The organism is Sphingomonas sp. DMC8, assembly GCF_056314185.1.
Window position 1 is genome coordinate 287304 of the sequence record NZ_JBQUYV010000005.1, and the last position, 25548, is coordinate 312851.

A 25548-nucleotide genomic window follows, 5' to 3' on the forward strand; every position below is an offset into this window, starting at 1 on the left:
GTGCCATTGCGGTTACATAAAACCGCGATTCAGGTCTCTGCCGTCGCCTCGGCCATGCTGGCCTGCCGTTCGCCGGCATCGAGCGGTATGCGCAGGATCGTCCGTGCGCCGCGTGGCGGGTGGTCATATGCCACCGACGCGCCATGGCTGCGCGCCAGCACTTCTATCAGGCGGGTGCCCAGGCCCGTGCCCTTTGCCTCGCCGCCGGGCAAAAAGCCGATCCCGTCATCTTCCACCACCAGCTCGGCGTGCTCGCCTTGTTGCCGCAGCAGAATCCGCACTTCGCCGCTGCCCTGCGGATAGGCATATTTGCACGCATTGCTGACCAGCTCATTGGCGATCATGCCCAGCGAGACAGCCTTGTCGGTGCGTAGCGTCACCGGTTCGGTAAGGGCGCGGAGGGTGCGCGGTGCTTCGGGGTTGGACCAGCTTGCGGCCAGATCGTCTGCCAGCCCGGTAAGATATTCGTCCATCCGCACGAATTCGACATCGCCGCCGCCATAGAGGCGCCGGTTGACATGGGCGATGGCGGCAATGCGCTGCTGGGCGCTGCGCAGCGCCTCCTGCGCACCCGGGTCGGACACGCTACGGGCCTGCATGCCGACAAACGCCATCACCATTTGCAGGTTGTTGGCGACGCGGTGGTTCACTTCCTTCAGCAGCGCCTCGAGCCGGGCATTGCTGATCCGCAATTCCTCCTCGACCCGGGCCTTGGCGCGCACCAGCCCGGCATGTTCGAGCACCTGTGCGAAGGTGCTGGCGAGCAGATCGAAAAAGTCTTCGCCGACCGATTTGACCACATAATCGTCAGCGCCCGATTTCAGTGCCGCCACGGCGATGCGGCTTTCCTCGGACCCGGTGACATAGACGATCGGCGGGCAGTCGGGCAGCGCCCGCAGCTGGGCAAGCGTCGTCAGCCCGTCCTGGCCGGGCATATAATGGTCGACCGCGATCAGATCAAAATGGTGGGTGCGAGCCAGATCGGTTCCTTCCTGGCCGCTGGCTGCCGTGGTGATGTCGAACCCCTTGCGCCCCAGAACGCGGGTGGCAAGGCGGCGAATACCTTCGTCATCGTCGATATAGAGAATGCGTGCGCTCACCCCGATCAGCCTGCGTCGGGGTCCGGAACCTGGATTACGGACAGGAACAGGCCCAGCTGGCGGATAGCGTCGGCGAAGCTTTCGTAATTAACCGGTTTGGTGATATAGACATTGCAGCCCATATCGTAGCAGCGCTGGATCTCGATCTTGTCGTCGGTGGTGGTGAGCACCACCACCGGCGTGCGGCGCAAGGGGCTGCTCTCGCTCTTGATCCGCGCGAGAATGTCGATGCCGCTCATGTCCGGCAGGTTCAGGTCGAGCAGGATGAGCGCCGGGCCGTTGCGCACCGGTCCGTCCTCGCCATTGTACAGAAATTCCAATGCGGCGGTGCCATCGGCGAAATGATGGATGGTATTGGAAATGCCGGCGCGGCGGATATTCTTCTCGATCAGGCGCGCATGGCCCTGATCGTCCTCGATCATCACGATGTTGACGGGACGATGATCAACCATTGCCTACTCCCTCTGCCCAGCGCAGGGGCAGGTTCACGCGAAAAGTGGAACCGCTATCCAGTTCGGATTCCACTTCAATAAATCCCCCAAGGCGATAAGCGAGCGCCCGCACATGGGCAAGCCCGATCCCTTCGCCCGGCTGGTCCTGCATGCCCGATCGGCGGAACAGGTCGAAAATCCGTTCATGGTCCCGCGGATCGATGCCACGGCCATTGTCCTTAACCTCGATCAGCACCCGGTCGCGCTGGGTCCGCCCGGACACCTCGATCCGTCCCGGCCGGCCGGGCTTCAGATATTTCGCCGCATTCTCGATCAGGTTCGACAGGATCTGCTCCACCGCAACCCGGTCGCTCGTCAGCGAGGGGAGCGCGCCGATCACCAGTTCGGTGCCCTCGTCCTGCAACCGGTGCTGGATGCTGGCGCCGATGCCCCGCACCAGCGCATCAAGGTCGAGCGGCTCGGGCGTCAGGGTGCGGCGGCCCTCGCGCGACAGGCGCAGGATGGCGTTGATCAGCCGGTCCATCTTCTGCGTCGAGCTGCGGATGAAGCCGATCGCTTCGGGCAAATCCTCTTCGACTGCGGCGCGAACGGCGGGCGTGGGTAGTTGCGGGCCCTCGGCATCGCAGCGGGCGATATGCTCGGCAACTGCCTGGCGGGCGGCATCCAGCTCGGCAGTGAAGCCCATCACATTCACCAGCGGCGAGCGCAGATCGTGCGAAACGATATAGGCGAAGCGCTGGATTTCGGCATTGGCGCGCTGCAATTCGGCGGTGCGGGCGTCGACCAGATCCTCCAGATCGGCGTTGAGCACGCGGAGCGCTTCGCCCGATGCGTGCAGCTTGGCCATGTTCGAGCGGACCAGCAGCAACGTGGTGACTGCGACAAGCAGGATCAGGACGCCCGATGCCACCAGCAGCGCATAGAACCAGCGCAGCGTGCGGTTCTGTTGTTCCTCGCGTTTGTGCAGCAACGCGCGCTCGCTGTAGAGCATCGCCTCGCCGACCCGCCGGATCTGGCGGATCCGGAGCACCGCTTCGTCATCGCTGAAATGGGCGTGCATCCGCGCACGCTCCGCCCCTGTCAGCGTGGCGGTTGCGCGGTGATAGGCGAGATATTCGGCCAGCAGCCGGCGCAGCGCGGTGATGCGCGCTTGCTGTTCGGGATTATCGCGCGTGAGTTCGTCGATCCGGTTCAGCAGTCCGTTCGCGCGGCCCTGCGCTTCGACCAGTCGCGTGCTGAAGCGAGTATCGTCGCTGAGCAACAGCCCGCGTCGCGCGGTTTCCATCTGCTCGGCGGCACTCGAAAAGCCGCTGAGCCGCGCCTCCACTTCCAGCGTGTGCGCAACCCAATAGCTGTTGGTCTGGTTGAGCCCCTGAATCCAGATGGCCATGCCGGCCGCTGCGATCAGCGCCAGAAAGCCGAGGGTCAGCAATGCGGCAATCAGCCGATTGGCGTGGGCGCTTCCGCCCAGCGCAGTCTGCTTTGCTGTGTTCATCCGGCCCCGACCATTGGTGCGAAGCTGCACAGATAAACCAGGACTTAACAATCACAATGGGCTGATGCGACGAACCGAAGTTGCGTGGGTCTTTACCCGGCCCGCGGCGTCGCGGCGCCATAGATGCGTTCGCGCATGTCCCACGCCATGCGTACAAAGTCACTGCCCGGTGCACCGTCGCGTAGCTGCGGCGCAGCCGGCACCGCATGCGCCGCGATGAAATGCGCTTCGGCGACGATCCGTTCGCGGACGCGGCCCGCGAGTTCGCGCAGCGCAAGGCGATGTTCGCTATGCCGCTCGTCGGGAAATGTCCCATACCAGCGCGTGACATGGGCATTGAAATGCTCGACCAGGGCGCGCGTCTCGCTGATTTCGCGCTCGGCGATTGCGGCGCGATCCGGGTCCCGCCTCAGCGGCGCATATACGGCCGCTTCCATCTGCGAGAGGTGCAGCAGCAGGTCTCGAGCCAGCGCCCAGCGGGCGGCGCGCATGGCATCGGCCTCTGCCGGCGGGACGCCGCAGGCTGCCTCTTCGAGCATGTCCAGCGCCCGGGCGATATGTCCATGCTGCCGCAACAGCCGGTCGATCAACACAAATACCTCCCAATGGAGTGCCGATTTTAGGCCGGGGCGGTGGCAGCCGGCGTTAAGACAATGCTCCGTATCGCCGCGCTCAGTGTCCTTCCGGAGCGTTTTGCAAATGGGGCCCTTTTTTCCGTCGAATCGCAATGTAACATAGCAGTCCAGGCCGTGGACAAGGGGCAAACCCCCGGCGCGGTCGCGATAAAAGGGAGAGGCTATGAAGATGCATTGGAGCGCGTCGGCAGCTTGGCTGGCGCTGATGGCGGCGCCGATCACGGCGCATGCACAGCAGGCTGACGCCGGGGCACCGCAGGACCATCCGCAGTCGGAATCGACGCTGCAGGAAGTCGTGGTGACGGCGCAGCGCCGTAGCGAAAACCTGCAGGACGTGCCGATCGCCGCGACCGCCATTTCCGGGGATGCGCTGGCGGACAAGGGCGTGCAGCGGCTGGCTGACTTGCAATATGCCGCGCCCTCGCTGTCGATCACCGATCAGGGACTGACCCAGTCGGTCAACATCCGCGGCATCGGCATTGCCAGCGGTTCGCCGGCTGTGGCGAACGGCGTTGCGACCTATATCGACGGGGTGTTCCAGCCGCCGATCCTGACCGCCGGCAGCATGTACGACATCCAGAATGTCGAAGTGCTGCGCGGGCCGCAGGGAACGCTGGTCGGCTCCAATTCGACGGGCGGTGCTGTCTTCATCAACACGAAGAGCCCGACGCTCGAACGCATCGGCGGTACTGCACAGGCGAGCTATGGCAATTACAATGCCTTCGGCGCCCAGGCGGCGCTGAACGTGCCGCTCACTTCGACGCTGGCGGTGCGGGTGGCCGGCAATTTCCGCAGCCATGACAGCTACTATACCGACATCGGGCCCTATCATAACCAGCCCGACCGGCTGAACGAGCAGGCCGGGCGCATCAGCCTGTTGTGGCAGACCGGCAGTTTCCGCGCGATCACCAAGCTGGAGCTGATCGACAAGCAGACCGGCGGCTATGCCTATCGCCCGATCGCCGGCACGGCCTTCGCAGCCGGGCGCACCAACGACATCCGCACGCTCAACTATAATGCGCCGACCCTGAACCACGAGCGCGGCGTGCTGTCGACCACCGAGTTGCGCTACGAATTCGGCGGGGGCACGGTGCTGCGCTCGGTCACTGGCTATCTCAACAAGCGAATCAACAACCTTTACGACAGCGATGGCTCGGCGCTCGCGGCGCAGACTGAAAATCAATATGTCCGCGAGCGCGAATGGACCGAGGAACTCAACCTGATTTCCCCGACCGGCGGCGCGTTCGACTGGATTGTCGGCGGCTATTTCCAGCGTAACAAGATCGACGTTGTCATTCAGAACGCCAATGGCGGCGGCGATCCGACCGATCCGACCAACATCAACCAATATGTCAGCAAGCTGACCCTGGGCGCCTTTGCGCAGGGCAATTATCACTTCACCTCGAAGCTCGAGCTGCAGCTCGGGCTACGCTATTCCCACTTCCAGGCGGACCAGTCGGGCATCGTCACCATCGGCCGGGGATCGCCGATTTTCGGGCCGAACGGGCTGGCGGTCGCCAATCTCAACGGCAGCCATGGCGATGGCCGGATGACCGGCAAGCTGGGGCTCAACTGGAAGATCGACGACCAGACCTTCGCCTATGCCTTTGTCGCGCGCGGCTACAAGCCCGGCGGCATCAATTCCGCCACGTCCGGCTTCGGCCCGGAAACGGTGTGGGATTACGAAGCCGGCGTGAAGACGACCCTGTTCGACGGACATGTCCGCACCCAGCTAGGCGGTTTCTACATGAACTATAACGACTTCCAGTTCGACGGCCGCGATCCGTCGACCGGCCAGTCGGGCGTGTTCAATGTCTCCAATGCCAGCATCAAGGGGCTGGAGTTGCAGGTCCAGGCGCGCAAGGATCATTTCTCCGTCGATGGCGGCATTGCCTATGTCGACTCGACGCTCGACGCGGTGCGTACCGTCGACACGCGCGCGCTGCCGCCGCTCAACCAATATGGCCCGCAATGCGCCGCGGGCGTGGCGTCAAACCCGCCGGTCTGCTTCGACTATGGCCCCTATACGGTCACGGCCGGCGGCGGACCGAACCTGTTCTCGCCGAAATGGTCGTACAATGTCGGCGCACAATATGAGGTGCCGCTCAGCGGGCGGGCGACGCTCACGCCGCGGGTCAACTATGCCTATGTCGGCTCGCGCTGGACCAATCTGCTCTATGCGCCGTCGACCGACTATCTGCGCGGTTATGGGCTGTTGTCGGCGCAGCTGACGCTGTCGCTGGGGGATTGGTCGATCGAAGGCTTTGCGACCAATCTCGCCAATGCCCGCTATGTCAGCGGCCAGAGCGGCAACAATGAATTCTACGGGGCGCCTCGCGAATATGGCGTGCGGGCGTCGGTTCGGTTCTGATCGAGAGGAAGGGGCAGACGGATGCGATATGCTGCGTTGCTGAGTTCGGTTGCGCTGGGCACGCTGTGGATGCCGGTCGGCAGCCATGCGCCAGCGGTAGCGGCGCCCTGGCCCGCGGCGCCGGCGCACGGGGCACTGCTCGCGGATGCCGAGGCGCGGTGCACGGCGCTCGCCCAGGCAACGGGCGGCGGCGCACATATCGTATCCGCCAGGTTCAACCCTGCGGGGCCGATCGCCGTTCCCCCCGGGCCGGGCGGTCCGCCGCCCGCACCGGTGGCGGCACCGGCGCATTGCGAAGTGATCGGGATGCTGCAGGAGCGGATCGGCGCTGACGGCCAGCATTATGCGATCCGCTTCCATCTGCGCTTGCCGGCCGACTGGAACGGGCGGTTCTTCATGCAGGGCGGCGGCGGCAGCAATGGCGACCTTGGCGACGCGCTGGGGCGCACGGGGCCGAACGGATCGGCGCTGGTGCAAGGCTATGCGGTGCTCTCGCAGGATTCGGGGCATGACAATGCCACCAATGCCGCCCCCGCAAAGGGCGGGATGACGGCATTCGGGTTCGATGCGCAGGCCCGCGCCAATTACGGCAATGCCTCGCTGCCGCTTTCGGTGGCAGCGGCCAAGGCGCTGATCGGCCAATTCTACGGCGCGGCGCCGACGCGCAGCTATTTCGTCGGCTGCTCGAAGGGCGGACAGGAAGGGATGATGCTGGCGCAGCGCTATCCGGGCCTGTTCGACGGCATCGTCGCCGCCGCCCCGGGCATGTCGCTGCCGCGCGCGGCGGTGACGGAGGCGTGGGACACCCAGGCCTTCGCGAGCGCGGCGGCAAAGCCGCTGACCATGGCGACGCTTGCCGCCAGTTTCAGCGACAGCGACCTTAAGCTGGTGCGCAAGACGGTCCTCGACAGTTGCGACGCAGCGGACGGCGTTGCCGACGGGCTGGTCAGCAATTTCGGCGCCTGCACCAGCGCACGGGTGGTTCCGGCGTTGCGCGCAGTTACGTGCAAGGGCGGCAAGCAGGATGGCTGTCTCACGCCGGCCCAGATCGATGCGCTGGTCCGGGTGCATGACGGTCCGCGCGACAGCAAGGGCAAGGCGCTCTATGCCGAATTCCCCTGGGATGCCGGCTGGTCCGACTTTGGCTGGCGTATCTGGAAGATGGGTAGCGCCGACGGCCGGATACCGGCGCTGAACGTCGCGCTTGGCGCCAATTCGCTCGCGATGGTGTTTACCACGCCGCCGTCCATGCCGGCACCGGGGCTAGACGGGGCGCTGGCCTTTTCGATGGGCTTCGATTTCGATCGCGACGCCGCCAAAATCTATGCCACGGCGCCGGGTTTTCCCAATGCGGCATGGGCCGATGTTGGCGCGCGTTCGCCCGATCTTGCGGCATTCCGGGCGCGCGGCGGCAAGCTGATCGTGCCGCATGGCGTATCCGATCCGGTCTTTTCGATCGAGGACACGATCGACTGGTGGCGTGCGGTGAACGCCCGGATGGGCGGACAGGCAGCGCAGACGGTGCGCGTCTTCCCGGTGCCGGGCATGGGCCATTGCGCCGGCGGCCCTTCGACCGACCAATATGATGCCTTCGCGGCGCTGGTCGACTGGGTCGAAAAGGGCAAGGCGCCGGGCCAGATCCTCGCTTCGGCCGGGCCGATGTCGCCCTGGCCGGGCCGCTCGCGCCCGCTATGCCCCTATCCGGAAGTGGCCTGGTACAAGGGCGAGGGTGACGTGGAGAAGGCCGAGAATTTCGTCTGCCGCGCGCCGGGCAACCGCAACTAGCAGCGGGCGGCCTCGATCTGCGCGCGGATCGAGCGGGTGAGGGCGAGGAGGTGCGTGCCACATTGCCGCATCGCCGCGCCCGCCGCTTCGGGGTCGCCGCGGACCACGCCTTCCGCCATGGCGTGCGTGGCCGCGACGATCGGGGCGGCGTAGCGGTGCTCCGGGCGGGATCGCAGCGGTTCGGCGCGTAGCTGCGTTTCGTACGAATAGAACCAGAAGCAGCGCACCAGCAGGTGCAGCGTCTGGTTGTCGGCGAGGGTGGCCACTTCGCGCAGCAGTGCGATCTGCGCCGATACGTCGCCGGCCATCATGGTCTCGAGCTGGAACCGCCCCGCCATCGTGCGCAGGTGGAGCGGGCGCTCCGCGATCATCGCTGCGCGTTCGGCATGGATGTCGTTGATCCGCGAGATGATGGCTGCACACCGAACCAGATCGAGCCGCTGGGCGACGAAATGGCTGTGGGTGCTGCGCACCAGCGCGCCGATCGACGGCGTGCTCAGGCGAAAGCCTCCCTGGCGCCCGCGTGCGGGCGCCCCGAAGCCGAGATCCTCGAGAATCCGTAGCGCTTGCACGATCACAGGCCGGGAGGCGCCATAATGATCGCAGAGCTGCTCGATCGTGCCGATCGACCGTTCGCCCGCGATGCCGGTGCGCAGCAGCTGCTGGACGATCGCGATCGCGCGCGTCGACGTGCCGCCTTCGATGACGATGCGCCGGTGTGCGGCACTTGCCGCTGCATGGACGTGATCGAGTAGGCCCAGCGTCAGCGCCAGCACGCCTTCGCTATCCGCATCGCGCTCGCCGGGATGGGCGAGTAGCAGCCGGCGGGCCTCCGCAATGTCTTCCGGCGCGGTGCCGCGTGCGAGCAGATGCAGCGCCATCAATTCGCCGGTTTCCTTCAGCGAAGGCTCCGCCACGACAAGCCCGCCACCGCATCCGCGCCGGCTCTTCAGCAGCTGGCGCGATTCCAGAATGCGGATCGCCTGGCGGGTTGCGCGGGGGCTGGCGTGCAGCATCTGGCCCAGGCTGGTCTCCGGCCCCAGCATCTGCCCGCCGGGCCAGCCCTGTTTGACGAGCAATCCCTCCAGCCGGTCGGCCAATTGCAAGGCGAGCTTGCCGGAAGGCTGCAGATAGATGCCGGTTGCCTGCTGCAGCTTGGGTGACATGCCGCATCCTCCCCTCGGCCGCTACTGGCGAGCGGTCCACGGCAAGATGTCGCATAGCATGGCAATCGGGTCAAACCTTTGGCTGGTGCGCCGCGCCGCCCGAACCGCTGGTGATCGCCTAGCGCAGTGCCCAGCCATATTGGCTGGCGACGATCGCCGCCTGGGTGCGGTTTCGCACGTTCAACTTGCGCATCAGCGCGGTCATGTGAACCTTCACCGTCGCTTCGGCGATGCCAAGTTCGTGCGCGATCTGCTTGTTGAGCAGGCCTGAGTGGACGTGGCGCAGCACTTCCAATTGTGTTGGTGTCAGGCGGGGCGGGGTGTTGGCGCCATGGTCGACATCGTCCCGACGGCGGGGATTTAGTTGCAGCTCGGTTGCCACGTGCATCGCCTCTCTCCCATTTCGACTCTTGCGAGCCGGGGCGTGACGCCCAGCTTCCCAGAGTCGTTAACGTTAACGTAGCGGGAGTTGTAGGACAGATTCAAGCGCAATCGGCACGGTTCGGCGATTTTGGATCGATTATGAGTGCGTGGTGTACCGCTATGCCGAGAAGGTGTCCGACAGATTTGGTGTGCGGCTCAGGCGCGCGCGCGGTGCAGATGCGCAAGAACCTGCGTGCGCAGTTCGGCTGGCGCCGCCTGGGTGTGCAGTGTCAGCACCGCTTCGCCCGGCCCGGGTCGCTCGAGCGTTGCGAGCTGGCTGTCGAGCAGGCTCGCCGGCATGAAATGGTCCGTCCGCGCGGCCATGCGGGCGAGCAGATGTTCCCGGCTGGCATCGAGCAGCACGAATTGCACCTTCCCGCCGATGCCGTTGCGCAGCCGGTCACGATATGTCCGCCGCAGCGCCGAGCAGGCGACGACCGCCGCGCCGTGTGTCGAGATCGAGCCCGCCGCCGCCTGCGCCACCCGCTCCAGCCAGGGCCAGCGATCTGCGTCGGTAAGCGGCTGCCCGTTCTGCATTTTGGCGACGGCGGCAGGCGCGTGGAATGCGTCGCCTTCCAGAAACGGGCAGCCCAGCGCTTCGGCTAGCAAGGCGCCGAGTGTCGACTTGCCGCAACCGCTGACGCCCATCACCACCACTGCACCAAGGGGAAGGGGGAGTGCAGCAGCGGGTGAGTCGGGCATGGCCTGGATTCTGGGGGGCGGAGCACGCGCTGCAAATTACGACCTTGGTCGCAGATGCGGGCCGCTTCGCGCAGGGTTAGCCAATGGTATCAAGGCTTAACGCGGAGTTCCCGGATATGGATATGCGCTGCATGATGGCCGGCCTGCTTGTCGCCACCGCCCTCGCCGCGCCGGGGCAGGCGCATGCCCAGCAGGAATCGATCTTCCCGCGCGCCCCGGACGAACCGCGCGCGGTGACAGTGAAGGCCAGGGGCGACGGCCGCGCCGACGACACCGCCGCCTTGCAGCACGCGCTGGATGATGCGCGCGACGCCACCCGGCACGGCATCGTCTTTCTGCCCTCGGGTCGCTACCGCATCACCCGCACGCTGGTGGTGCCGGCGGGGGTGCGCATCTACGGCGTGGGGCCGACGCGGCCGGTCATTATGCTGGGGGCGAACACGCCCGGGTTCCAGCAAGGCGTCTCGACGATGATCGTGTTCGCCGGCGACGACCAATATGCCGTCGGCAAGGTGCCCGTGCCCGTGCCGACCATAGTGCCGCGCGACGGGATCGTGCGCGATGCCAATTCGGGCACCTTCTATTCGTCGATGAGCAATATCGATATCGAGATCGGCGCCGGCAATCCCGCCGCGGCGGGCGTGCGCTTCCGCATGGCGCAGCACGCATTTCTCAGCCACATGGAGTTCCGCCTCGGCACCGCCTTTGCCGGTGTCTATCAGGCCGGCAATGTCATGGAGAAGGTCCATTTCAAGGGCGGCCGCTACGGCATCGTCACCGAAAAGACCTCGCCCGCCTGGCAGTTCACGCTGATCGACTCCAGCTTCGACGGCCAGCGCGACGCGGCGATCCGCGAGCATGAAGTGGACCTTACGCTGGTCAATGTCGCGATCCGCGACACGCCGGTGGGGATCGAGATCGACCGCGGCTATTCGGATTCGCTGTGGGGCAAGGATGTCCGGTTCGAGCGGGTGACGAAGGCCGGTGTCGTCATCTCCAACGAGAACAATGTCTTCACCCAGATCGGCTTCGACAATGCGGTGGCGATCGACAGCCCGGTATTCGCCCGCTTCCGCGACAGCGGCAAGACGGTGCCGGGGAAGGGCAGGGCCTATCGCGTCACGGCCTTCTCCTATGGGCTGGCGGTGCCCAGGCCCGGCGAAATGGGCACCTACCGCACACAGGCGGACATCCAGCCGCTCGCGGCGCTGCCCGCCGCTCGCGCGCCGGCCGTACGCGCGCTGCCGCCCATGGCCGAGTGGGTGAACGTCCGCAGCCTGGGCGTCGCCGGAGACGGCAAGGCCGACGACACCACCGCAATCCAGAAGGCGATCGACGCGCATCGCGTGCTCTATTTCCCGATCGGCTTCTACAAAGTCACCGACCGGTTACGCCTGCGCGCCGACAGCGTGCTGATCGGCCTGCACCCTGCGATTACCCAGTTCGTCCTGCCTGATGCGAACCCCGCCCATGCCGGGCTGGGCACGGTGATCCCGATCCTCGAGACGCCCAAGGGCGGCGACAATATCCTGTCCGGGCTTGGCCTGTTCACCGGCCGCGTGAACCCGCGCGCCTCGGCACTGCTCTGGCGGTCGGGCGAGCACAGCCTGGTCCATGACGTGAAGATCATGGGCGGCGGCGGCACCCCGACCGTGGATGGCAAACCGCTCGGCACGTTGCAGGCGCGCAGCGGCGATCCGGTGGCGGACGGCCGCTGGGATGCGCAATATCCGAGCATCTGGGTGACGGATGGCGGCGGCGGCACCTTCACCGATGTCTGGAGCCCGAACACCTTCGCCCAGGCCGGCTTCTACGTCACCAACACCAGCACGCCCGGCCATGTGTACGAAATGTCGGTCGAGCACCATGTCCGCAACGAATTCGTGCTCGACAATGTCGAGAACTGGGAGTTTCTGGCGCCGCAGACCGAGCAGGAAGTGGGCGACGGGCCCGACGCCGTCTCGCTGGAAATCCGCAATTCGCGCAACTTGTTGTTCGCCAACTACCATGGCTATCGTGTCACCCGCAGCTATCATCCGGCGCTGGCGGCGGTGCGCCTGTTCAATGCCTCCGACATCCGCTTCCGCAACGTGCATGTGAATGCCGAAAGCGGCTTTGCGAGCTGCGATGACGAAGGCTGCGGCACCTTCCTGCGCGTCAGCAAATATCCGTTCGAGAACGCAATGCAGGATGTCACCGGCAAGCGACTGGTGCGCGAGCGCGAATTTGCCCATCTCGATATCGGCGCGGTCGAGCGGCAGGTGGCGGAGAAGCCGCTGACCGGCCGGGTCGAGAAGCTGGAAGACGGCTTCTATTCAATCTCCGGCGCGGCGGTGGACGGGCAGGGGCGCCTCTATTTCATCGACCGGCGCTTCCAGCGCATCCAGCGCTGGAGCGAGGCGAAGGGGCTGGAGGTGATCCGCGATCAGGCGCTCGATCCGGTCAATCTCGCCGTCGATGCCTCGGGCCATCTGCTGGTGCTGTCGTCGCTGGGTCCGAAGGGCGCCGTCTATTCGATCGACCCCGACGGCCCGCGCGACCAGCTGACGCGCATCGAGCCCACACCGGCGGCGGGCGGGGAGAAGCGGATCACGCTGCTGCCGGTCAACTGGTGGGCGAACGGCGAATTCCGCGACCAGCTCGACCAGAACAGCTATGTTTTCCACACGATGGCCGATCTGTTCGCCGCGGAGGCGAGCGCTCCCAAGCCGCGCGAATATGTCTCCCCGGACGGCAGCATCGCCTTGCCCGAATTCCGGGTGTGGCAGCAGGGGCCGACTGACCATGTCGGCTGGCGCTGGTCGCACGCGCTCAACGCCAACGGCCTGGTCGGCGCACGGCCGGGCGAGCGGCTGTTCGTCACCAACGGATCGGAGAACGTCACCTATCGCGCCACAGTGGGACCGGCGGGCACGCTGGTGGACCTGAAGCCCTTCGCCAATCGCGGCGGCGAGAGCGTGGCAGTGGCCAGCGACGGCCGCGTCTATGTCGCGAACGGGCAGGTGTTCGTCTACACGGCCGACGGCAAGGAAGCCGGCCGCATCGACGTGCCGGACCGGCCGCTCCAAATCCTGTTCGGCGGCCGCGACGGGCGGACGCTGTTCATCCTGACGCACCACGCGCTGTATGCGGCGCGGCCGTAGGGGGCGTCAGGAGGCAGCCTTCGCTTTGACGCAGCGGACGATTGGCCAGTCGGTCGCCGCAAGCGCGCTTCAAAGCGCGTTGCTGCGCGCAATCCTGCCATATACGGCGGCACTCGGCTTCGCTGTGCGCGCAAATGTCGTGCGGTCGAACGCATGCAGGCCAAACTTCGGTTTATATCCGAACACCCACTCGTAATTGTCGATCAAGGACCAATGGCAGTAGCCTTTGACCGGTACCCCGTCATCGATTGCGGCCTTTAGTTCGGCAAGCGCGGCAGGAATCAATGCAGCGCGGATACGATCATCGGCTGCGTTCACCCCGTGCTCGGTCACAATCACGGGCACGCCGCTTGCCTGGTGCGCGTAGCGTACCGCGTTCGCCAGGGAAGCAGGATAGACTTCTTCGCCGCTGTCGTTGACCGGTGCACCTTGCGGTACCGGAAGCCGCCCCTTCGAATCCCAGATCGATCGCGTGTAGTTCTGCACGCCAACGAAATCGTCGTCACGGGCGGCAGCGAGCCACCGACCATAGAGCCTTGTTCGCATGGCGTCTCGGATCGAGCCAGGGCCAGCTTCCTGATCGTCAATAATAGCGAGGCTCACGCCCACCGGCAGATCAGGACGAACGGCTTTGATTGCCTGCTTGCCAGCCTGATGTGCGGCCAGAAGATTGCGCTGCACCTTCTCCGGCTCGGCGATCCAAAGGGCATTACCGGCAGAGAAGAGCGGCACGCCGTTTGCCTTCGCGCCAGCTTCCGCCATTGCCCGATCGCGATCAAGAAGCTGCTTGCCGATATTCGCCGGCAGGACGATGTCGAGCAGGCCGCTGAGGTTCGGTTCGTTCAGCGTTGTCGCATAACCGATGTGCGCAGCGAGATGGCGCGCGGACCGGTCACAGAAGCGGGCAAACAGTGCGGGTGCGTCCGCTTGATGCCAGCCACCCGCCGCGGCAAACCAACGCGGCGTCGTGAAATGGTTGAACGTCACGATGGGAGTTAGGCCGCGTGCGCGGCATCCCTCGACCATGGCCTTGTAGTGATCGAGCATTGCGACGGAGAATTGCCCGGGTGCAGGCTCGATGCGCGACCATTCAAGACTGAAGCGATAGCTATTCAGGCCCATGGATCGCGCCAGATCAAGGTCCGTTGGCCACAGATCGAAGCTGTTGGCGGCGTCGCCTGAGGGTTCGGCATAGACCGTCGGGGTAGCATGCTCCAACGCCCACACGTCGCTGTTGACGTTGTTCCCCTCCACCTGATGGGCTGCGGTTGCTGCACCCCACAGGAAGCCTTCCGGAAAACTCCGGGATCGCGACAGCGCCAGGCTCGGTGCGGCGCTAATCGCAACCGCTGACGTAAGGAAGGACCGGCGATCCAGCATAATCGAGCCTTAATTGGAATGGGCGTCCTATTTTCGGCGTCTGGGAGATGCCTGTCAATCGCGATCGATCATTGGCCCCTTCACTATGCCTGCCTTTAGAGGTGGCGCGCACGCGGGTGGGTCTGGCGATGGCCGGGACTCGATGCCCCGGCCGGCGCCTATAGCTGCACCGGCGCCGCTCGGGCTTGCGCCCTCGCACCCACCCCCAGCCCCTCCCTGCAAGCAGGGAGGGGAGCGAAAGAGTCGGGCAGTGGCCTCTGAACCGATCGCCTTCCGCGCGGACCCGCGCGCAACCTCAAGCCGCCAGCGGCGTGACCCGAATATCCGCCGCATGCGCGCGTGCCTGCGCCAGATCGTGCGCGGCCTGCATCCGCACCAGCGTATCGGCGCTCACGCCGAACAGCTTTTCGAAGCGGATCGCCATTTCCGCGCTGATGCCCGCACCGCCGTTGAGCAGCTTGCTCACCGCCTGTCGCGATACGCCCAGCCGGGTCGCCAGATCGGTGACGGACAGCGCAGCCGGCGCCACCAGTTCGGCCGCCAGCCAGCGCCCGGGATGGACCGCAAGCGAAGGGTGAAGCTTGATAGCCATCAGTGATAATCCTCCAGGTCCATATCCTCGATCTCGCCCGTCTCGCCGATGCGGAAGGTGAGACGCCAGTTTTTCGTTACCGTAAGCGACCATGTCCCCGCGCGATCTCCGGCGAGTTTGTGGGCGCCGTAGTTCGGTGGAGTCGTCAATTCATCTTCCGCCGCAATGGCAACGATATAGGCCAGCATGTTGCGCAGGCGTTCAACGAGATTGCCGGGAAGCCCCTTGCTCTTGCCTGTCTCTGCGAAACTACGAAGCGCCTTGTGGCGGATCGAGCCGATTTCCATGTGGCCTTGATACCGGCACCCAGTGTCATGTGTCAAGTGACGATTGACATTTTTGACAAGGTATTGCGACGTCTGCTCCCGCCCCAATAGCGGACATGCCAGATACGGTGTACTTCCCAGATCATGTTCGGCTGGTTGCTCAAAAAGCTCGTGGGAACTTCCCCGCTGACGCTGTGGACTGTTGGTTTTGTCGGGGGCGACATCGTGACCAGCGACGGTCAGGGTGATGAACGAAAGCTGCCCGTTTGTGATCTGCGCCGGGTTGTAGTCGCCACGGATGATAGTGGTCCTTGGGGTGCAGACGTTGTCTTCCTGCTGTACTCAAACGACGCCGAGCCCGCTGGCATGTTTCCTCTCGAAGCGGCTGGTAGAGACAAGTTTGTCGAGTGGCTGATTGTTCAGCCGGGCTATCGCGATCGGGAACTCGCTAAAGCGATGGTTTCGACGCAGGTCGAAAGATTTGAAGTGCTGGTAGTCGAGCCGAACGTCCGCTGACCACCAACTTCGGACGCTCCGCGAACCCCTTGCTCACCCCAAATAGTTCCCCATATGTTCGTCTCGTCCCCCGCAAGGCGCCGCTCTTTGAACCTGTCGGATCAACAACCCGGTTGCCTCGCGCACATGCGCGCGTGAGCCTGAACTTCCTAAACTTCGCACCCCATGCAGGTTTCGAAACAGCGCCCGCACCGGGGGCGGCGTGGGATCTGGCAGCGTTCGCAAGCGGCATCAAACGCCCCGATCTTCCCGCCTACCACCTATGTCTTACGTGCGGGCGGATCGCCTGCGGGCTAGCGTCGGACCAGCATCGCCAACGGTCGGTAAACGGCCGGATTTTTCGGAGAGGTTGGACGCATGAGGGGAATTTCCGCACCATATCTGTCGCGCCACGGGGGCAGCCTGTTCGCCCTGGCGGCGATGGGGTTTGCCGGCACGGCTGCCGCCCAGACGGCGCCTGCGCCTGCCGAAGTGCCGCAACAGGCTCCGGCCTCCGCCCAGAACGGCGATCAGGCGGGTAGTGCGGAGCAGAATGCCGAGATCATCGTCACCGGTTCGCGCATTATCGCCAGCGGCTTCACCGCGCCGACGCCTACCACGGTGATCGGCGAGCAGCAGATCGCGGCCAATGCGCAGCCCAACCTGTTCAACACCATCGCGCAGTTGCCGTCGCTCCAGGGCTCGACCGGCGCGGCCACCGGCACGTTCAGTACCTCCAGCGGCCAGCAGGGGCTCAGTTCCTTCTCGCTGCGCGGTCTCCAGCCGATCCGCACGCTGACGCTGCTCGACGGCCAGCGCGTTGCCGCCGCCAATGTCACCGGCGTGCCGGACATCAGCCTGTTCCCGCAATTGCTCGTACGGCGCGTCGATGTGGTGAATGGCGGCGCGTCGGCCTCTTACGGTTCGGACGCGGTGGGCGGCGTGGTGAACTTCATCACCGACACGCATTTCACCGGCTTCAAGGCGAATCTGCAGGGCGGCATCACCACCTATGGCGACAACAAGCAGGTGCTTGCCCAGGCCGCCTGGGGCAAGTCGCTGTTCGACGACAAGCTGCATGTTATCGCCAGCGGGGAATATGCCCATGACGACGGGGTCGGCCCCGGCGATTTCGGCACCGATCTGGCCCGCAGCCGCAACTGGTACAAGGCGACCACGCTGCTCAACACCGGCCAGACCAACAACGGCTCGCCGCAGTTCGTCTACAGCGATTATGCCCAGCCCTATCAATATGCCCGCTACGGCCTGATCAACAACGGCCCGTTGCAGGGCATTGCGTTCGACGTGAATGGCCGGCCGTATAACTTCAACTACGGCTCGAACGGCCAGCCGCTCGGCAATGGCCGGGTGAGCAACTGCTATACGGGCAACAGCTTCTGCGTCGGCGGCGATCTGAGCGGTGCGCCGGGCTCGGGCGCGTCGCTCGTCTCGCGGTTGCAGCGCGTCGTGGGCTTCACCCGGATCGGCTATGATTTCGCGCCGAACAACGAGATCTACGGCACGCTCAATATCGGCCAGGTCAAGACCAACAACCAGCCGAGCCCCGGCTATAACCGCCCGAACCTGACCGTGCAGTGCGCCAATCCCTATCTGCCGCAGTCGGTGCGTGACCAGTGCACGGTGGCGGGCATCACCTCGTTCAACTTCGGTACCAGCAACGGCGCCTTTCCCGACCCGCAGGTCTATACCGACCGCCGCCAGTATCGCGGCGTGATCGGCGCCAAGGGGCGGTTCGGCGTGGCGGGCCGCGACTGGAATTACGACGCCTATTACGAGCATGGCGTCACCATCTCGGACATCAACGTCCATGATATCGTGCTGCAGAACCGCTATGTCGCGGCGACCAACGCCATTCTGCTCAACGGCGCGATCGTCTGTGCCGATCCGGCGGCGCGGGCGGCGGGGTGCCAGCCGATCAACATCTTCGGCGGCTTCGCGCCTTCGTCTTCGGCGCTTGCCTATGTCACGCCCGCCAACGGCCCGTTCCAGCACACCAAGCTGACGCAGGATGTCGCCAGCCTCAACTTCTCGGGCAATCTGCTCGATCTGTGGGCGGGGCCGCTGACGCTGGCGTTCGGCGGCGAATATCGCCGCGAATTCTACCGCGTGAATGCCGATCCTTATGGCGCCGGCGTGAGCAGCGTCAGCCCGAACAGCACCGCCTACCCCGCCGATCCGCTGCTCAATGCGTCACTGGGCAGCAACTGGGCGGCCGGCAACTACAAGAATGGCGGCGGCAAATATCATGTCTGGGAAGGCTTTGCCGAAATCAACCTGCCGCTGTTCGACAGTCAGGGCATCGGCAAGGCGAACCTGAACACGGCGGCGCGCTACACGCATTACAGCACGTCGGGCTCGGTCTGGGCGTGGAAGATCGGCGGCACCTGGGAAACGCCGATCCAGGGCATCCGCCTGCGCGGCGTCACCTCCCGCGACGTGCGTGCGCCGAACCTGTCCGAACTGTTCGCCGCACCGACCGTGACGACGCTGCCCAACTTCGCCAATCCGTTCCCGCCGGCCGGCGCGGTCCAGGCGTTCCAGAACACGGTGGGCAACCCCAATTTGAAGCCGGAAATCGCACGCAACACCGAACTGGGCATCACGCTCGCCAATCCGTCCTGGCTGCCGGGGCTGAGCCTGTCGTTCGACTATTACACGATCAAGCTGAGCGGCGTCGTCTCCACCCTGTCGGCCGACCAGATCGTCCGCTTCTGCTTCGAGGGCAACCAGGCGTTCTGCGGCGGCTTCGTGCTCAACAGCCCGGTGCAGGGCGGCAATTATATCAACGTGCAGCCGTTCAACCTCGCCTCGTGGAAGACGAGCGGTTTCGATATCGAGGCCAGCTATCAATGGCGTCGCCCGCTGGGGCTGCCGGGCAATTTCACCGTACGGGCGCTGGGCACCCATGTCAGCGAATTCCTGGTCAGGGCGGGCATTGCCGGGGTCGATACGGTCGACAATGCCGGCGCCAACAGCGGTGCCACACCCAGCTGGAAATGGCTGGCGGTGCAGAGCTACGATACCGACCGGTTCGGCCTGCTGGTGCAGGAACGCTGGTTCTCTGACGGCGTGTTCGGCAACCAATATGTCGTGTGCAGCAGCAATTGCCCGGCTTCGACCGGCAACCACCCGACGATCAACCGCAACTTCATGCCGGGCGCCTTCTATGTCGATGTCGGCGGATCGTACAAGCTGACCAGCGGCGTGCAGGCCTATTTCAAGGTCGACAATCTGTTCAACGTCGATCCTGCGCCGTCGCCGCAAACCAACACCGGCCTCGACGTGAACCCGGCGCTGTATGACACGATCGGCCGCACCTACCGCCTGGGCGTGCGTCTTAACTTCTGACAGCTCCCCCCTGGGCCCGCCGACCGCCGCAATGGTCGCGCGGGCCCGTCGTTCCGGTGCGGGAGGGGAGAGGGGATGGTGCCGGTTGCAGGAATCGAACCCGCGACCTTCGGTTTACAAAACCGCTGCTCTACCAGCTGAGCTAAACCGGCACGGCGGCATCAGGCCGTACCCCGTTCGCTCCCTGTGGTCGGTTTGGTTGCGCCGGTCAAGATAGTGGCCGGCGCGCCGGACATTCGCCAAGCCCCAAAAAGATGCGCCCGCCTGTCGGACAGGCGGGCGCAGGTGCTTGGGGGTACCTGGAAGATCAGAACTTCACGGTTGCGCTCAGTGCGATCTGGCGACCCAGCGAGTCATAGCGCGCAGACAGGGTGTTGTTGCGCGAGAGACCGTAATTGTAGGAGTTGGCCAGGATCGGCGGCGTCCGGTCGAAGATGTTGTTCGCGGCCAGGCGCAGCGAATAACGCTCGTTGACGCGGAAGTTCACTGCGACATCGAAGTAATCATATGCCGGGATGCGATAGAAGGTGGTCCGCGCGTTTGTCGGCGTGCCTCCCAGTGTCGGATCGCCCGAATTGGTGACGTTGGTCAGACCGCTCAGATGGCGCCAGTTCAGCGAAACCAGGAACTTCTGGTTCGGCGTGGTGTAGCCGGTGCGGAGCGTGTGCGACCAGGTCGGCAGCAACTGGCCGCAGGGACCACCGAAATAGCCGCCCGCGCAGTTCGTCGTCGGCAGGATCGGCGAATCCTGGCCGCCCAGGAACGTCGCCAGCGAGCCGTTGAAGTCGAAGTCGAGCTTGCCGTACGCGCCCAGCGTCAGCGCATATTGTGCCTGGAAATCCCAGCCATGCGCCTTCGACTTGTAATAGTTGGTCGTGCCCTGGCGAACATAACCGGTCGCCGGATTGGTGTTCGGGTTGCTGAACAGCGTGCCGTCTGCATTGCGGACGAAGGCTTTGCAGAAGAAGTCGCTGCCGGTCTGGGCACAGCCATTCGAGAAGTAGGAATAATCGTTATACCCGATCGACTGGTTGAGATCGATCAGATAGCGATCGGCAGACAGCACCAGGCCGCGCAGGAACCGCGGCCGCAGCACCAGCCCGAAGGTCTTGGTGTAGGCGGTTTCCGGATCCACCGTGAAGCCGCCGCTGCGATAGGTGCAGCCGACGTCGGTCGGGCAGATCAGCGTGGGGCTGCCGTAGAGATTGTCCGCCAGCCCCGTAGCCTTACAGGCCGCCCGCGATGCCTGGGGCGCGCCATAGACCGGCACCTGCTGCCCTGTCTTCGGGTCGATGGTGTAGGTGACGGTGGGCGCGCAAGGATCGTTATAGGCGGTGGTGATACGCCCATAGCTGATATTCGCGCCCTGGCTCGCCTCCACCACTGTTGGCGCGCGCTGCGCGCGATTGATCGAAGCGCGGAAGGTGATGTCCGCCACCGGGGCCCAGACCAGCTCGCTCTTCCAGGTAGAGAAAGTCTTCGGGTTGGTGTTGTACTTCGACAGGCGGAACGCGCCGTTGAACTGCAGCAGATCGGCGAACGGCTTGTGCTCGACGATCGGCACCTGCAGCTCGGTCATGCCTTCCCAGACATGCTGGCCAAGCTGGTTGTCGCTGCCGCCATTCTGGTCGCGATAGATCGCGTCGGCATAGCTCTTCAGCTTGTCCTCGCGATACTCCACGTTGAAGGCGACGGCTACGCCCTGTTCTGCAAACGGGCTCTTGATGCCGAGCGTGCCCAGATCGCCCTGCACGGTCGCCAGCGCATCGTACAGCGTGTTGACGGTCGTCGACGTGCCGTAGGTGCCGTTGCGGAGATAATTGTAGAGCGTCGTGTTGTTGGTCTTGGAATAGGCGCTGAACGGATCGAACGGCACGCAGCCATCGGCGCTGCCGGAAGCGCAGACGGGCGTGCCGTTGACCAGCACCGAATTCAGCGCGTTGTTGACCCGGTTGAAATCGAGAAGGCCGGTGCGATAGTCCTGCCGGTTGCGGGCATAGACGCCGCCGACGTCGTAGCTCCAGCCCTTTGCGAAGGTGCCGCGCACGCCGCTGCTGATGCGCAGGCCCTGGTTGATGTACACGTCCTGCTCATCGGGCACGCCGGAGAAGCGATAGCGCAGCTCGATCGGCACGGCCGTGGCGGTTCCCGCCGCGTTGCCGCAGATCGTCTGGGCCTGCGAAGCGGACATGAATGGGTTGTTGCAATATACCGTGTACGGCGTCGAACCATACACGGTCGAGCTATACACGCGCGCCGGGTACAGATTTACCGACTTGTCGCTGAACCACATCGCATCGGTGTAGAGCGTGGCCGCATCGGAAATGTCGAACGACAGGAAGCCACCTGCGTTCCAGCGATGCGAGGCGCGCTGGAAAGAATAGCCATCATAGGGGTTCGCCGCGACGGCGGAAGAATAGGGCACGAAGCTGCGGCTGCCATCGGGATTGTTCACATAGGCATTGCCGCTGTTCGGCCCCGAACGCGGCGAGACATAACCCGTCTTGGTGTAGGTGGAAATGCTGCAGGACAGGGGACCGTCCTTGGTGTTCTGCAGCAGCTGGCAGCCCGAGGTTTCGCGCGCGCCATAGGGCACCAGATCGCCCTGGCGGTAATTCACGAATGCCTGCGCGTGCAGGCGGTCGTCGAACATCTTCTTGCCGACGGTGAGCGCAAGATCGGAGCGACCACCGTCCGTGGTGAGGCCCTGCCGCGGCTGCGCAAAGCCATATTGGCTGGCGACCTGCGAGATGAGCCCCGGCTTGTTGTTATGCGCATAGAAATTGTAGTTGCCGTCCAGTCGGATGCCGGTGAAATCCCGGTCCATCACGAAGTTGACGACGCCGGCCACAGCATCCGAGCCATAAACGGCTGATGCGCCACCGGTCAGCACGTCGATGCGCTTGACCAGCGCAGTCGGAATCATGCCGGTGTCTTCGCCGTTCATCGTGCCGAGACGCTTGCCGTCGACCAGCACCAGGGTGCGTTCGAAGCCCAGATTGCGGAGCTTGATACGCTGGCGACCGTCGGAATCCTGATAGTTTTGCTGACTGTCCGGCGCGATCTGCGGCAGCCGATTTAGTACGTCTTCAATATTGACTGCAGCTTGCAGCTTGATCGCTTCCGACGTCACCGACGTAATGGGAGCGGCTGCGGTGGCATTGGGGCGCGTGATGCGTGAGCCCGTGACGATGACTGTGTCGGTATCGTTGGACTGGGGCGAATTGGACTGGCCGGCATCCTGTGCGAGCGCAGGCATAGCGATCATGCTGGCGAGGCAACTTGTTCCCAGCAAGAGCTTGGTCATTATCTTCATCACGTTCCCCTTCTTTGACAAGGAGGCCGGGCTCGCCGGGCTCCAGAAACGGCGATCCCCGGGGCGCCGCATTTACGGTCGCCCCGGGGTCGCGAATGCACGTTACATCCGGAAGCTGACGCTTGCGGCGAAGACGCGGCCATTCTTGTACAGTGCAGTCGGCGCGTTCGGCGTCGCGCTGTACTGATAGTAGGTTTCGTCGAGCAGGTTCGATGCGCTCGCCGTGACCGAGATGTTCTGCGTCACCTTGTAGGAGGCGGAGAAATCGAGCTGACGATAGGCATCGGTATAGTCCGCCGACGACAGGCGGCCGAAGACATAGAAGTACTTCGAGCGATAGTTGTAGCTCAGACGCGCCTGGAACGGGCCGCTCTCGAAATACGGCACGATGTTATAGGTGTCGCGCGACAGATAGGGCAGGCCCTGGCCGTTCACGCCGGTATCCGCGCTGGCGAAGGTGTAGTTCGCCTGGATGCCGAAGCCGTAAGCGATCGGCGTCTGCGCGGTCAGCGAGAAGCCGGTCACCGATGCGCCGCCGCCGTTGACCGGGGTCGAGATCGCATAGGTGTTGCTCTGGCCCGTCAGCGGGTTGGTCAGCGTCTGGCTGACATTCTGGTTGCTGATGTAGTTCGAGATGTCGCGGTAGAAGACTTCACCCGAGATATAGCCCGACTTGGTGAAGTACCACTCGGCCGACAGACCGAAGTTGGTCGCCGCATAGGGCTTCAGGTCCGGGTTGCCGCCGCTGCCGGTCTTCTGCGTGTCGTCCAGCGACAGTGCGCCGGCGAGCTGCGAATACCGCGGACGGGCGATCACCTTCGCCGCTGCCGCGCGGATCACGACATTGTCGCCTGCGTCATAGGCGATGTTCACCGCGGGCAGGAACCGGTCGTCGTTGCGCGGCGTGACCTGCAGCACGGCCTGCCCATTCGACTGGACATAGTAGAAGGACGTGTCTTCGGTGTGGACGAAGCGGCCGCCGATGTTGCCGCGGAACTTGTTCCACTCGAAGTTCGCCTGGACATAGCCGGTGGCGATCTTTTCCTTCACCTTGAAATAGGATCCGGTGTCGAGATCGCGGGTCACATTGAGCGTGCCGGCAGCAGTGAGCGCGGCGATCGCGTTCTGCTGGGTCAGCGTCGCATAGGGCGTGCTGTTGCCGCTGGTCGACAGGCCATCATACAGGTTGCTGGCCAGCGTGTACGCACCCAGATCCGCCAGCGTGAACGCCTTGTTGGTGAAGGTCGCGCCGCCATAGGTGCTCTGCTTGTTCAGGTGATCGTTATAGCGGGCACCGAACAGGATCTTGGTGAACGGACCGAAGGCCACATCCCGGCTGAAGTCGATCTGGCCGAACTTCTCCTTGTCGAGCGTCTGGTCGGCGTTCGTGATGCCGCCGATCTGGGCGCCGTAGAAGCCCGCGCCATTGGTAGCGCGCAGCACGGCCGGCTCGGTCTGCATGCTCGATTCCGCAGGCGAGGTGCTGACCCACTGCGTGCCGTCGCTGGCCGGATTCTGCCAGTTGAGCATCGTGTTGCGACCATTGGCGCCGACGGTGAAGCCCTGCAGCGTGCGGAAGTTCAGCAGATACTCCGGCTGCTTGCCGCCCGAGGCCCGGCTCCAGCCGACGTTGCCGGTGACGCTCCAGCCGTTGACATCCCAGTTCCACGCCAGCGTGCCGCTGTCGTTCTTCACGCGGGTGCGGCGGAAGTTGGTGTCAAGCTCGCCGGTCCAGTTCTTGCCCGAACCCGGGCCATAGGTGGCCGAGGTGATCAGCCCGTTGCTGATGGTGGCCGACTGCGCCAGCCCGCCACGAACATTGTAGCTGAATTCCGAGTTGCTGAAGTTATCGTAGTTGCCACGGATGACGAGGCCGGTGGCAGTCAGCGTCAGGTTGCTCGCCGGCTTCCACTGGGTGGCGCCGGAGAAGCTCAGGCGTTCACGGGTCTGCTGGAAATATTCATGCGCCAGGAATGCGGGCAGGCGAGCGGAGAGCAGATCCTTGTAGCTGCCGCCGTTGACCTTCAGGTTCGGGTTCTGCGGAACCGGATTGCCGTTGGTGTCGGTGACGACATTGCCGTTATTGTCGTGCTGGAAGAAGGTGTCGCCGGTCATGTAGCCATAGACCGCAACGCCCGCGCGGGCGAGATATTCGCGGTTGTAGCTCACCGAGCCCAGGAAGCCGAACGTGTCGTCGTTGTTGTGCCAGCTGTAGAGCAGCGAGGCGCGCGGGCTGCCGCGTTCCGAACGATCGTTATACTCGTAGCCGGCGGTGCCGGTGATCGTGTTCGGCTTCAGGTCCAGCGGCTTGCGGGTGACGACGTCAACGGTGCCGCCGATCGCGCCTTCCTGCAGCCGGGCTTCCGGCGTCTTGTACACAATCGCCTGGCTGATGATTTCCGGCGACAGCAGCGCATAGTTGAAGGTGCGGCTCGAACGGTCGGACGGGTTACCGCCCCAGTCTGCCGAGGCGATCGAGTGGCCGTCGATCAGGATGCGGTTCAGCGCCGGCTCCACGCCGGCGATCGAAACCTGCTCGCCTTCGCCGAACTGGTGGTCGACCGTCACGCCGGGCAGGTGCGACAGCGATTCAGCGACGTTCGTGTCGGGGAACTTGCCCACGTCTTCGGCGCTGATCACGTCGACGATCGCATCGGCCTTGCGCTTGGTCGCGGCCGAATCCTGCAGCGACCGGCGGAAACCGGTGACGACGACTTCGTCCTGGCTGTCCTTGCTGGTCTGCGCAGCGGCCGGTGCTGCGATGAGCAGCGCCGATGCGGAAGCTGTCAGCAGCGCGGTCATTCCTGCCGAACCCAGCAGTGACTGGTGCATTGCCTTCATTGTTATTCCCACCCTTT

At 64.5% G+C, this 25548-nt stretch carries 17 protein-coding genes and 1 tRNA gene; 5 read left to right on the forward strand and 13 right to left on the reverse strand.

Going from position 1 to position 25548, the window contains the following annotated elements:
• Positions 1-29: 29 nt before the first annotated feature.
• The 4 genes from ACT53K_RS12515 to ACT53K_RS12530 form a co-directional block, all read right to left on the reverse strand.
• Positions 30-1100 carry a response regulator gene (locus ACT53K_RS12515; protein ID WP_476228989.1) on the reverse strand — a complete coding sequence of 357 codons (1071 nt, stop codon included), beginning with the start codon at positions 1098-1100 and terminating at the stop codon, positions 30-32.
• Between the two features lie 5 nt (positions 1101-1105).
• Complete coding sequence (locus ACT53K_RS12520) at positions 1106-1552, reverse strand: response regulator (RefSeq protein ID WP_476228990.1); 447 nt, start codon at positions 1550-1552, stop codon at positions 1106-1108.
• Entirely contained in the window at positions 1545-3047 is a 1503-nt protein-coding gene (locus tag ACT53K_RS12525) for a sensor histidine kinase (protein ID WP_476228991.1), read from the reverse strand. The genes ACT53K_RS12520 and ACT53K_RS12525 overlap by 8 nt, the downstream gene beginning before the upstream one ends.
• Before the next feature lie 92 nt (positions 3048-3139).
• Positions 3140-3640, reverse strand: a complete 501-nt coding sequence (locus ACT53K_RS12530) for a hemerythrin domain-containing protein (RefSeq protein ID WP_476228992.1) — start codon at positions 3638-3640, stop codon at positions 3140-3142.
• 205 nt (positions 3641-3845) lie between these two features.
• Here ACT53K_RS12530 and ACT53K_RS12535 point away from each other — a divergent pair, with 205 nt between their 5' ends.
• Both ACT53K_RS12535 and ACT53K_RS12540 read left to right on the forward strand, forming a co-directional pair.
• Positions 3846-6053, forward strand: coding sequence for a TonB-dependent receptor (locus ACT53K_RS12535; protein WP_476228993.1), 2208 nt, complete (start codon positions 3846-3848; stop codon positions 6051-6053).
• A 21-nt stretch (positions 6054-6074) separates the two neighbouring features.
• The gene (locus ACT53K_RS12540; RefSeq protein ID WP_476228994.1) at positions 6075-7838 is read left to right on the forward strand and encodes a tannase/feruloyl esterase family alpha/beta hydrolase; all 1764 of its coding nucleotides are present in this window, start codon (positions 6075-6077) and stop codon (positions 7836-7838) included.
• On the opposite strand, the gene ACT53K_RS12545 is transcribed toward ACT53K_RS12540, so the two are convergent.
• The 3 genes from ACT53K_RS12545 to ACT53K_RS12555 all read right to left on the reverse strand — a co-directional run bounded on the left by ACT53K_RS12545 (position 7835) and on the right by ACT53K_RS12555 (position 10129).
• Entirely contained in the window at positions 7835-9004 is a 1170-nt protein-coding gene (locus ACT53K_RS12545) for a hypothetical protein (protein WP_476228995.1), read from the reverse strand. The two genes, ACT53K_RS12540 and ACT53K_RS12545, sit on opposite strands and share 4 nt — an antisense overlap.
• Before the next feature lie 118 nt (positions 9005-9122).
• Entirely contained in the window at positions 9123-9392 is a 270-nt protein-coding gene (locus ACT53K_RS12550) for a response regulator transcription factor (RefSeq protein WP_476228996.1), read from the reverse strand.
• Positions 9393-9583: 191 nt separating this feature from the next.
• Positions 9584-10129: a gluconokinase gene (locus ACT53K_RS12555; RefSeq protein ID WP_476228998.1), complete on the reverse strand. Its 546-nt coding sequence runs from the start codon at positions 10127-10129 to the stop codon at positions 9584-9586.
• Positions 10130-10245: 116 nt separating this feature from the next.
• Here ACT53K_RS12555 and ACT53K_RS12560 point away from each other — a divergent pair, with 116 nt between their 5' ends.
• The gene (locus tag ACT53K_RS12560; protein WP_476228999.1) at positions 10246-13272 is read left to right on the forward strand and encodes a glycosyl hydrolase family 28-related protein; all 3027 of its coding nucleotides are present in this window, start codon (positions 10246-10248) and stop codon (positions 13270-13272) included.
• Positions 13273-13341: 69 nt separating this feature from the next.
• Here the strand turns inward: ACT53K_RS12560 and ACT53K_RS12565 are convergent, their stop codons facing one another.
• The 3 genes from ACT53K_RS12565 to ACT53K_RS12575 form a co-directional block, all read right to left on the reverse strand.
• Positions 13342-14652, reverse strand: a complete 1311-nt coding sequence (locus ACT53K_RS12565; RefSeq protein WP_476229000.1) for a family 1 glycosylhydrolase — start codon at positions 14650-14652, stop codon at positions 13342-13344.
• Between the two features lie 295 nt (positions 14653-14947).
• Entirely contained in the window at positions 14948-15244 is a 297-nt protein-coding gene (locus ACT53K_RS12570; protein WP_476229001.1) for a HigA family addiction module antitoxin, read from the reverse strand.
• Positions 15244-15531, reverse strand: a complete 288-nt coding sequence (locus ACT53K_RS12575) for a type II toxin-antitoxin system RelE/ParE family toxin (protein ID WP_476229003.1) — start codon at positions 15529-15531, stop codon at positions 15244-15246. The genes ACT53K_RS12570 and ACT53K_RS12575 overlap by 1 nt, the downstream gene beginning before the upstream one ends.
• Before the next feature lie 123 nt (positions 15532-15654).
• Here ACT53K_RS12575 and ACT53K_RS12580 point away from each other — a divergent pair, with 123 nt between their 5' ends.
• Together ACT53K_RS12580 and ACT53K_RS12585 are read left to right on the forward strand one after the other, a co-directional pair.
• On the forward strand, positions 15655-16026 hold the full coding sequence (locus tag ACT53K_RS12580) for a hypothetical protein (RefSeq protein WP_476229004.1): 372 nt from the start codon (positions 15655-15657) through the stop codon (positions 16024-16026).
• Between the two features lie 357 nt (positions 16027-16383).
• Positions 16384-19374, forward strand: coding sequence for a TonB-dependent receptor plug domain-containing protein (locus ACT53K_RS12585; protein ID WP_476229005.1), 2991 nt, complete (start codon positions 16384-16386; stop codon positions 19372-19374).
• A gap of 76 nt (positions 19375-19450) precedes the next feature.
• Here the strand turns inward: ACT53K_RS12585 and ACT53K_RS12590 are convergent.
• The 3 genes from ACT53K_RS12590 to ACT53K_RS12600 form a co-directional block, all read right to left on the reverse strand.
• A tRNA-Thr gene (locus tag ACT53K_RS12590) sits at positions 19451-19526 on the reverse strand.
• Between the two features lie 155 nt (positions 19527-19681).
• Positions 19682-22690 carry a TonB-dependent receptor domain-containing protein gene (locus ACT53K_RS12595; RefSeq protein ID WP_476229006.1) on the reverse strand — a complete coding sequence of 1003 codons (3009 nt, stop codon included), beginning with the start codon at positions 22688-22690 and terminating at the stop codon, positions 19682-19684.
• 102 nt (positions 22691-22792) lie between these two features.
• The gene (locus ACT53K_RS12600; RefSeq protein WP_476229007.1) at positions 22793-25531 is read right to left on the reverse strand and encodes a TonB-dependent receptor; all 2739 of its coding nucleotides are present in this window, start codon (positions 25529-25531) and stop codon (positions 22793-22795) included.
• Positions 25532-25548: the final 17 nt, after the last annotated feature.

What these genes read in the sequence shown, in the direction of transcription:
- ACT53K_RS12520 (WP_476228990.1), bottom strand. Translation starts at nt 1,552, where the DNA reads ATGGTTGATCATCGTCCCGTCAACATCGTGATGATCGAGGACGATCAG.
- ACT53K_RS12525 (WP_476228991.1), bottom strand. Translation starts at nt 3,047, where the DNA reads ATGAACACAGCAAAGCAGACTGCGCTGGGCGGAAGCGCCCACGCCAAT.
- ACT53K_RS12535 (WP_476228993.1), top strand. Translation starts at nt 3,846, where the DNA reads ATGAAGATGCATTGGAGCGCGTCGGCAGCTTGGCTGGCGCTGATGGCG.
- ACT53K_RS12540 (WP_476228994.1), top strand. Translation starts at nt 6,075, where the DNA reads ATGCGATATGCTGCGTTGCTGAGTTCGGTTGCGCTGGGCACGCTGTGG.
- ACT53K_RS12545 (WP_476228995.1), bottom strand. Translation starts at nt 9,004, where the DNA reads ATGTCACCCAAGCTGCAGCAGGCAACCGGCATCTATCTGCAGCCTTCC.
- ACT53K_RS12550 (WP_476228996.1), bottom strand. Translation starts at nt 9,392, where the DNA reads ATGCACGTGGCAACCGAGCTGCAACTAAATCCCCGCCGTCGGGACGAT.
- ACT53K_RS12555 (WP_476228998.1), bottom strand. Translation starts at nt 10,129, where the DNA reads ATGCCCGACTCACCCGCTGCTGCACTCCCCCTTCCCCTTGGTGCAGTG.
- ACT53K_RS12560 (WP_476228999.1), top strand. Translation starts at nt 10,246, where the DNA reads ATGGATATGCGCTGCATGATGGCCGGCCTGCTTGTCGCCACCGCCCTC.
- ACT53K_RS12565 (WP_476229000.1), bottom strand. Translation starts at nt 14,652, where the DNA reads ATGCTGGATCGCCGGTCCTTCCTTACGTCAGCGGTTGCGATTAGCGCC.
- ACT53K_RS12570 (WP_476229001.1), bottom strand. Translation starts at nt 15,244, where the DNA reads ATGGCTATCAAGCTTCACCCTTCGCTTGCGGTCCATCCCGGGCGCTGG.
- ACT53K_RS12575 (WP_476229003.1), bottom strand. Translation starts at nt 15,531, where the DNA reads ATGGAAATCGGCTCGATCCGCCACAAGGCGCTTCGTAGTTTCGCAGAG.
- ACT53K_RS12580 (WP_476229004.1), top strand. Translation starts at nt 15,655, where the DNA reads ATGTTCGGCTGGTTGCTCAAAAAGCTCGTGGGAACTTCCCCGCTGACG.
- ACT53K_RS12585 (WP_476229005.1), top strand. Translation starts at nt 16,384, where the DNA reads ATGAGGGGAATTTCCGCACCATATCTGTCGCGCCACGGGGGCAGCCTG.
- ACT53K_RS12595 (WP_476229006.1), bottom strand. Translation starts at nt 22,690, where the DNA reads ATGAAGATAATGACCAAGCTCTTGCTGGGAACAAGTTGCCTCGCCAGC.
- ACT53K_RS12600 (WP_476229007.1), bottom strand. Translation starts at nt 25,531, where the DNA reads ATGAAGGCAATGCACCAGTCACTGCTGGGTTCGGCAGGAATGACCGCG.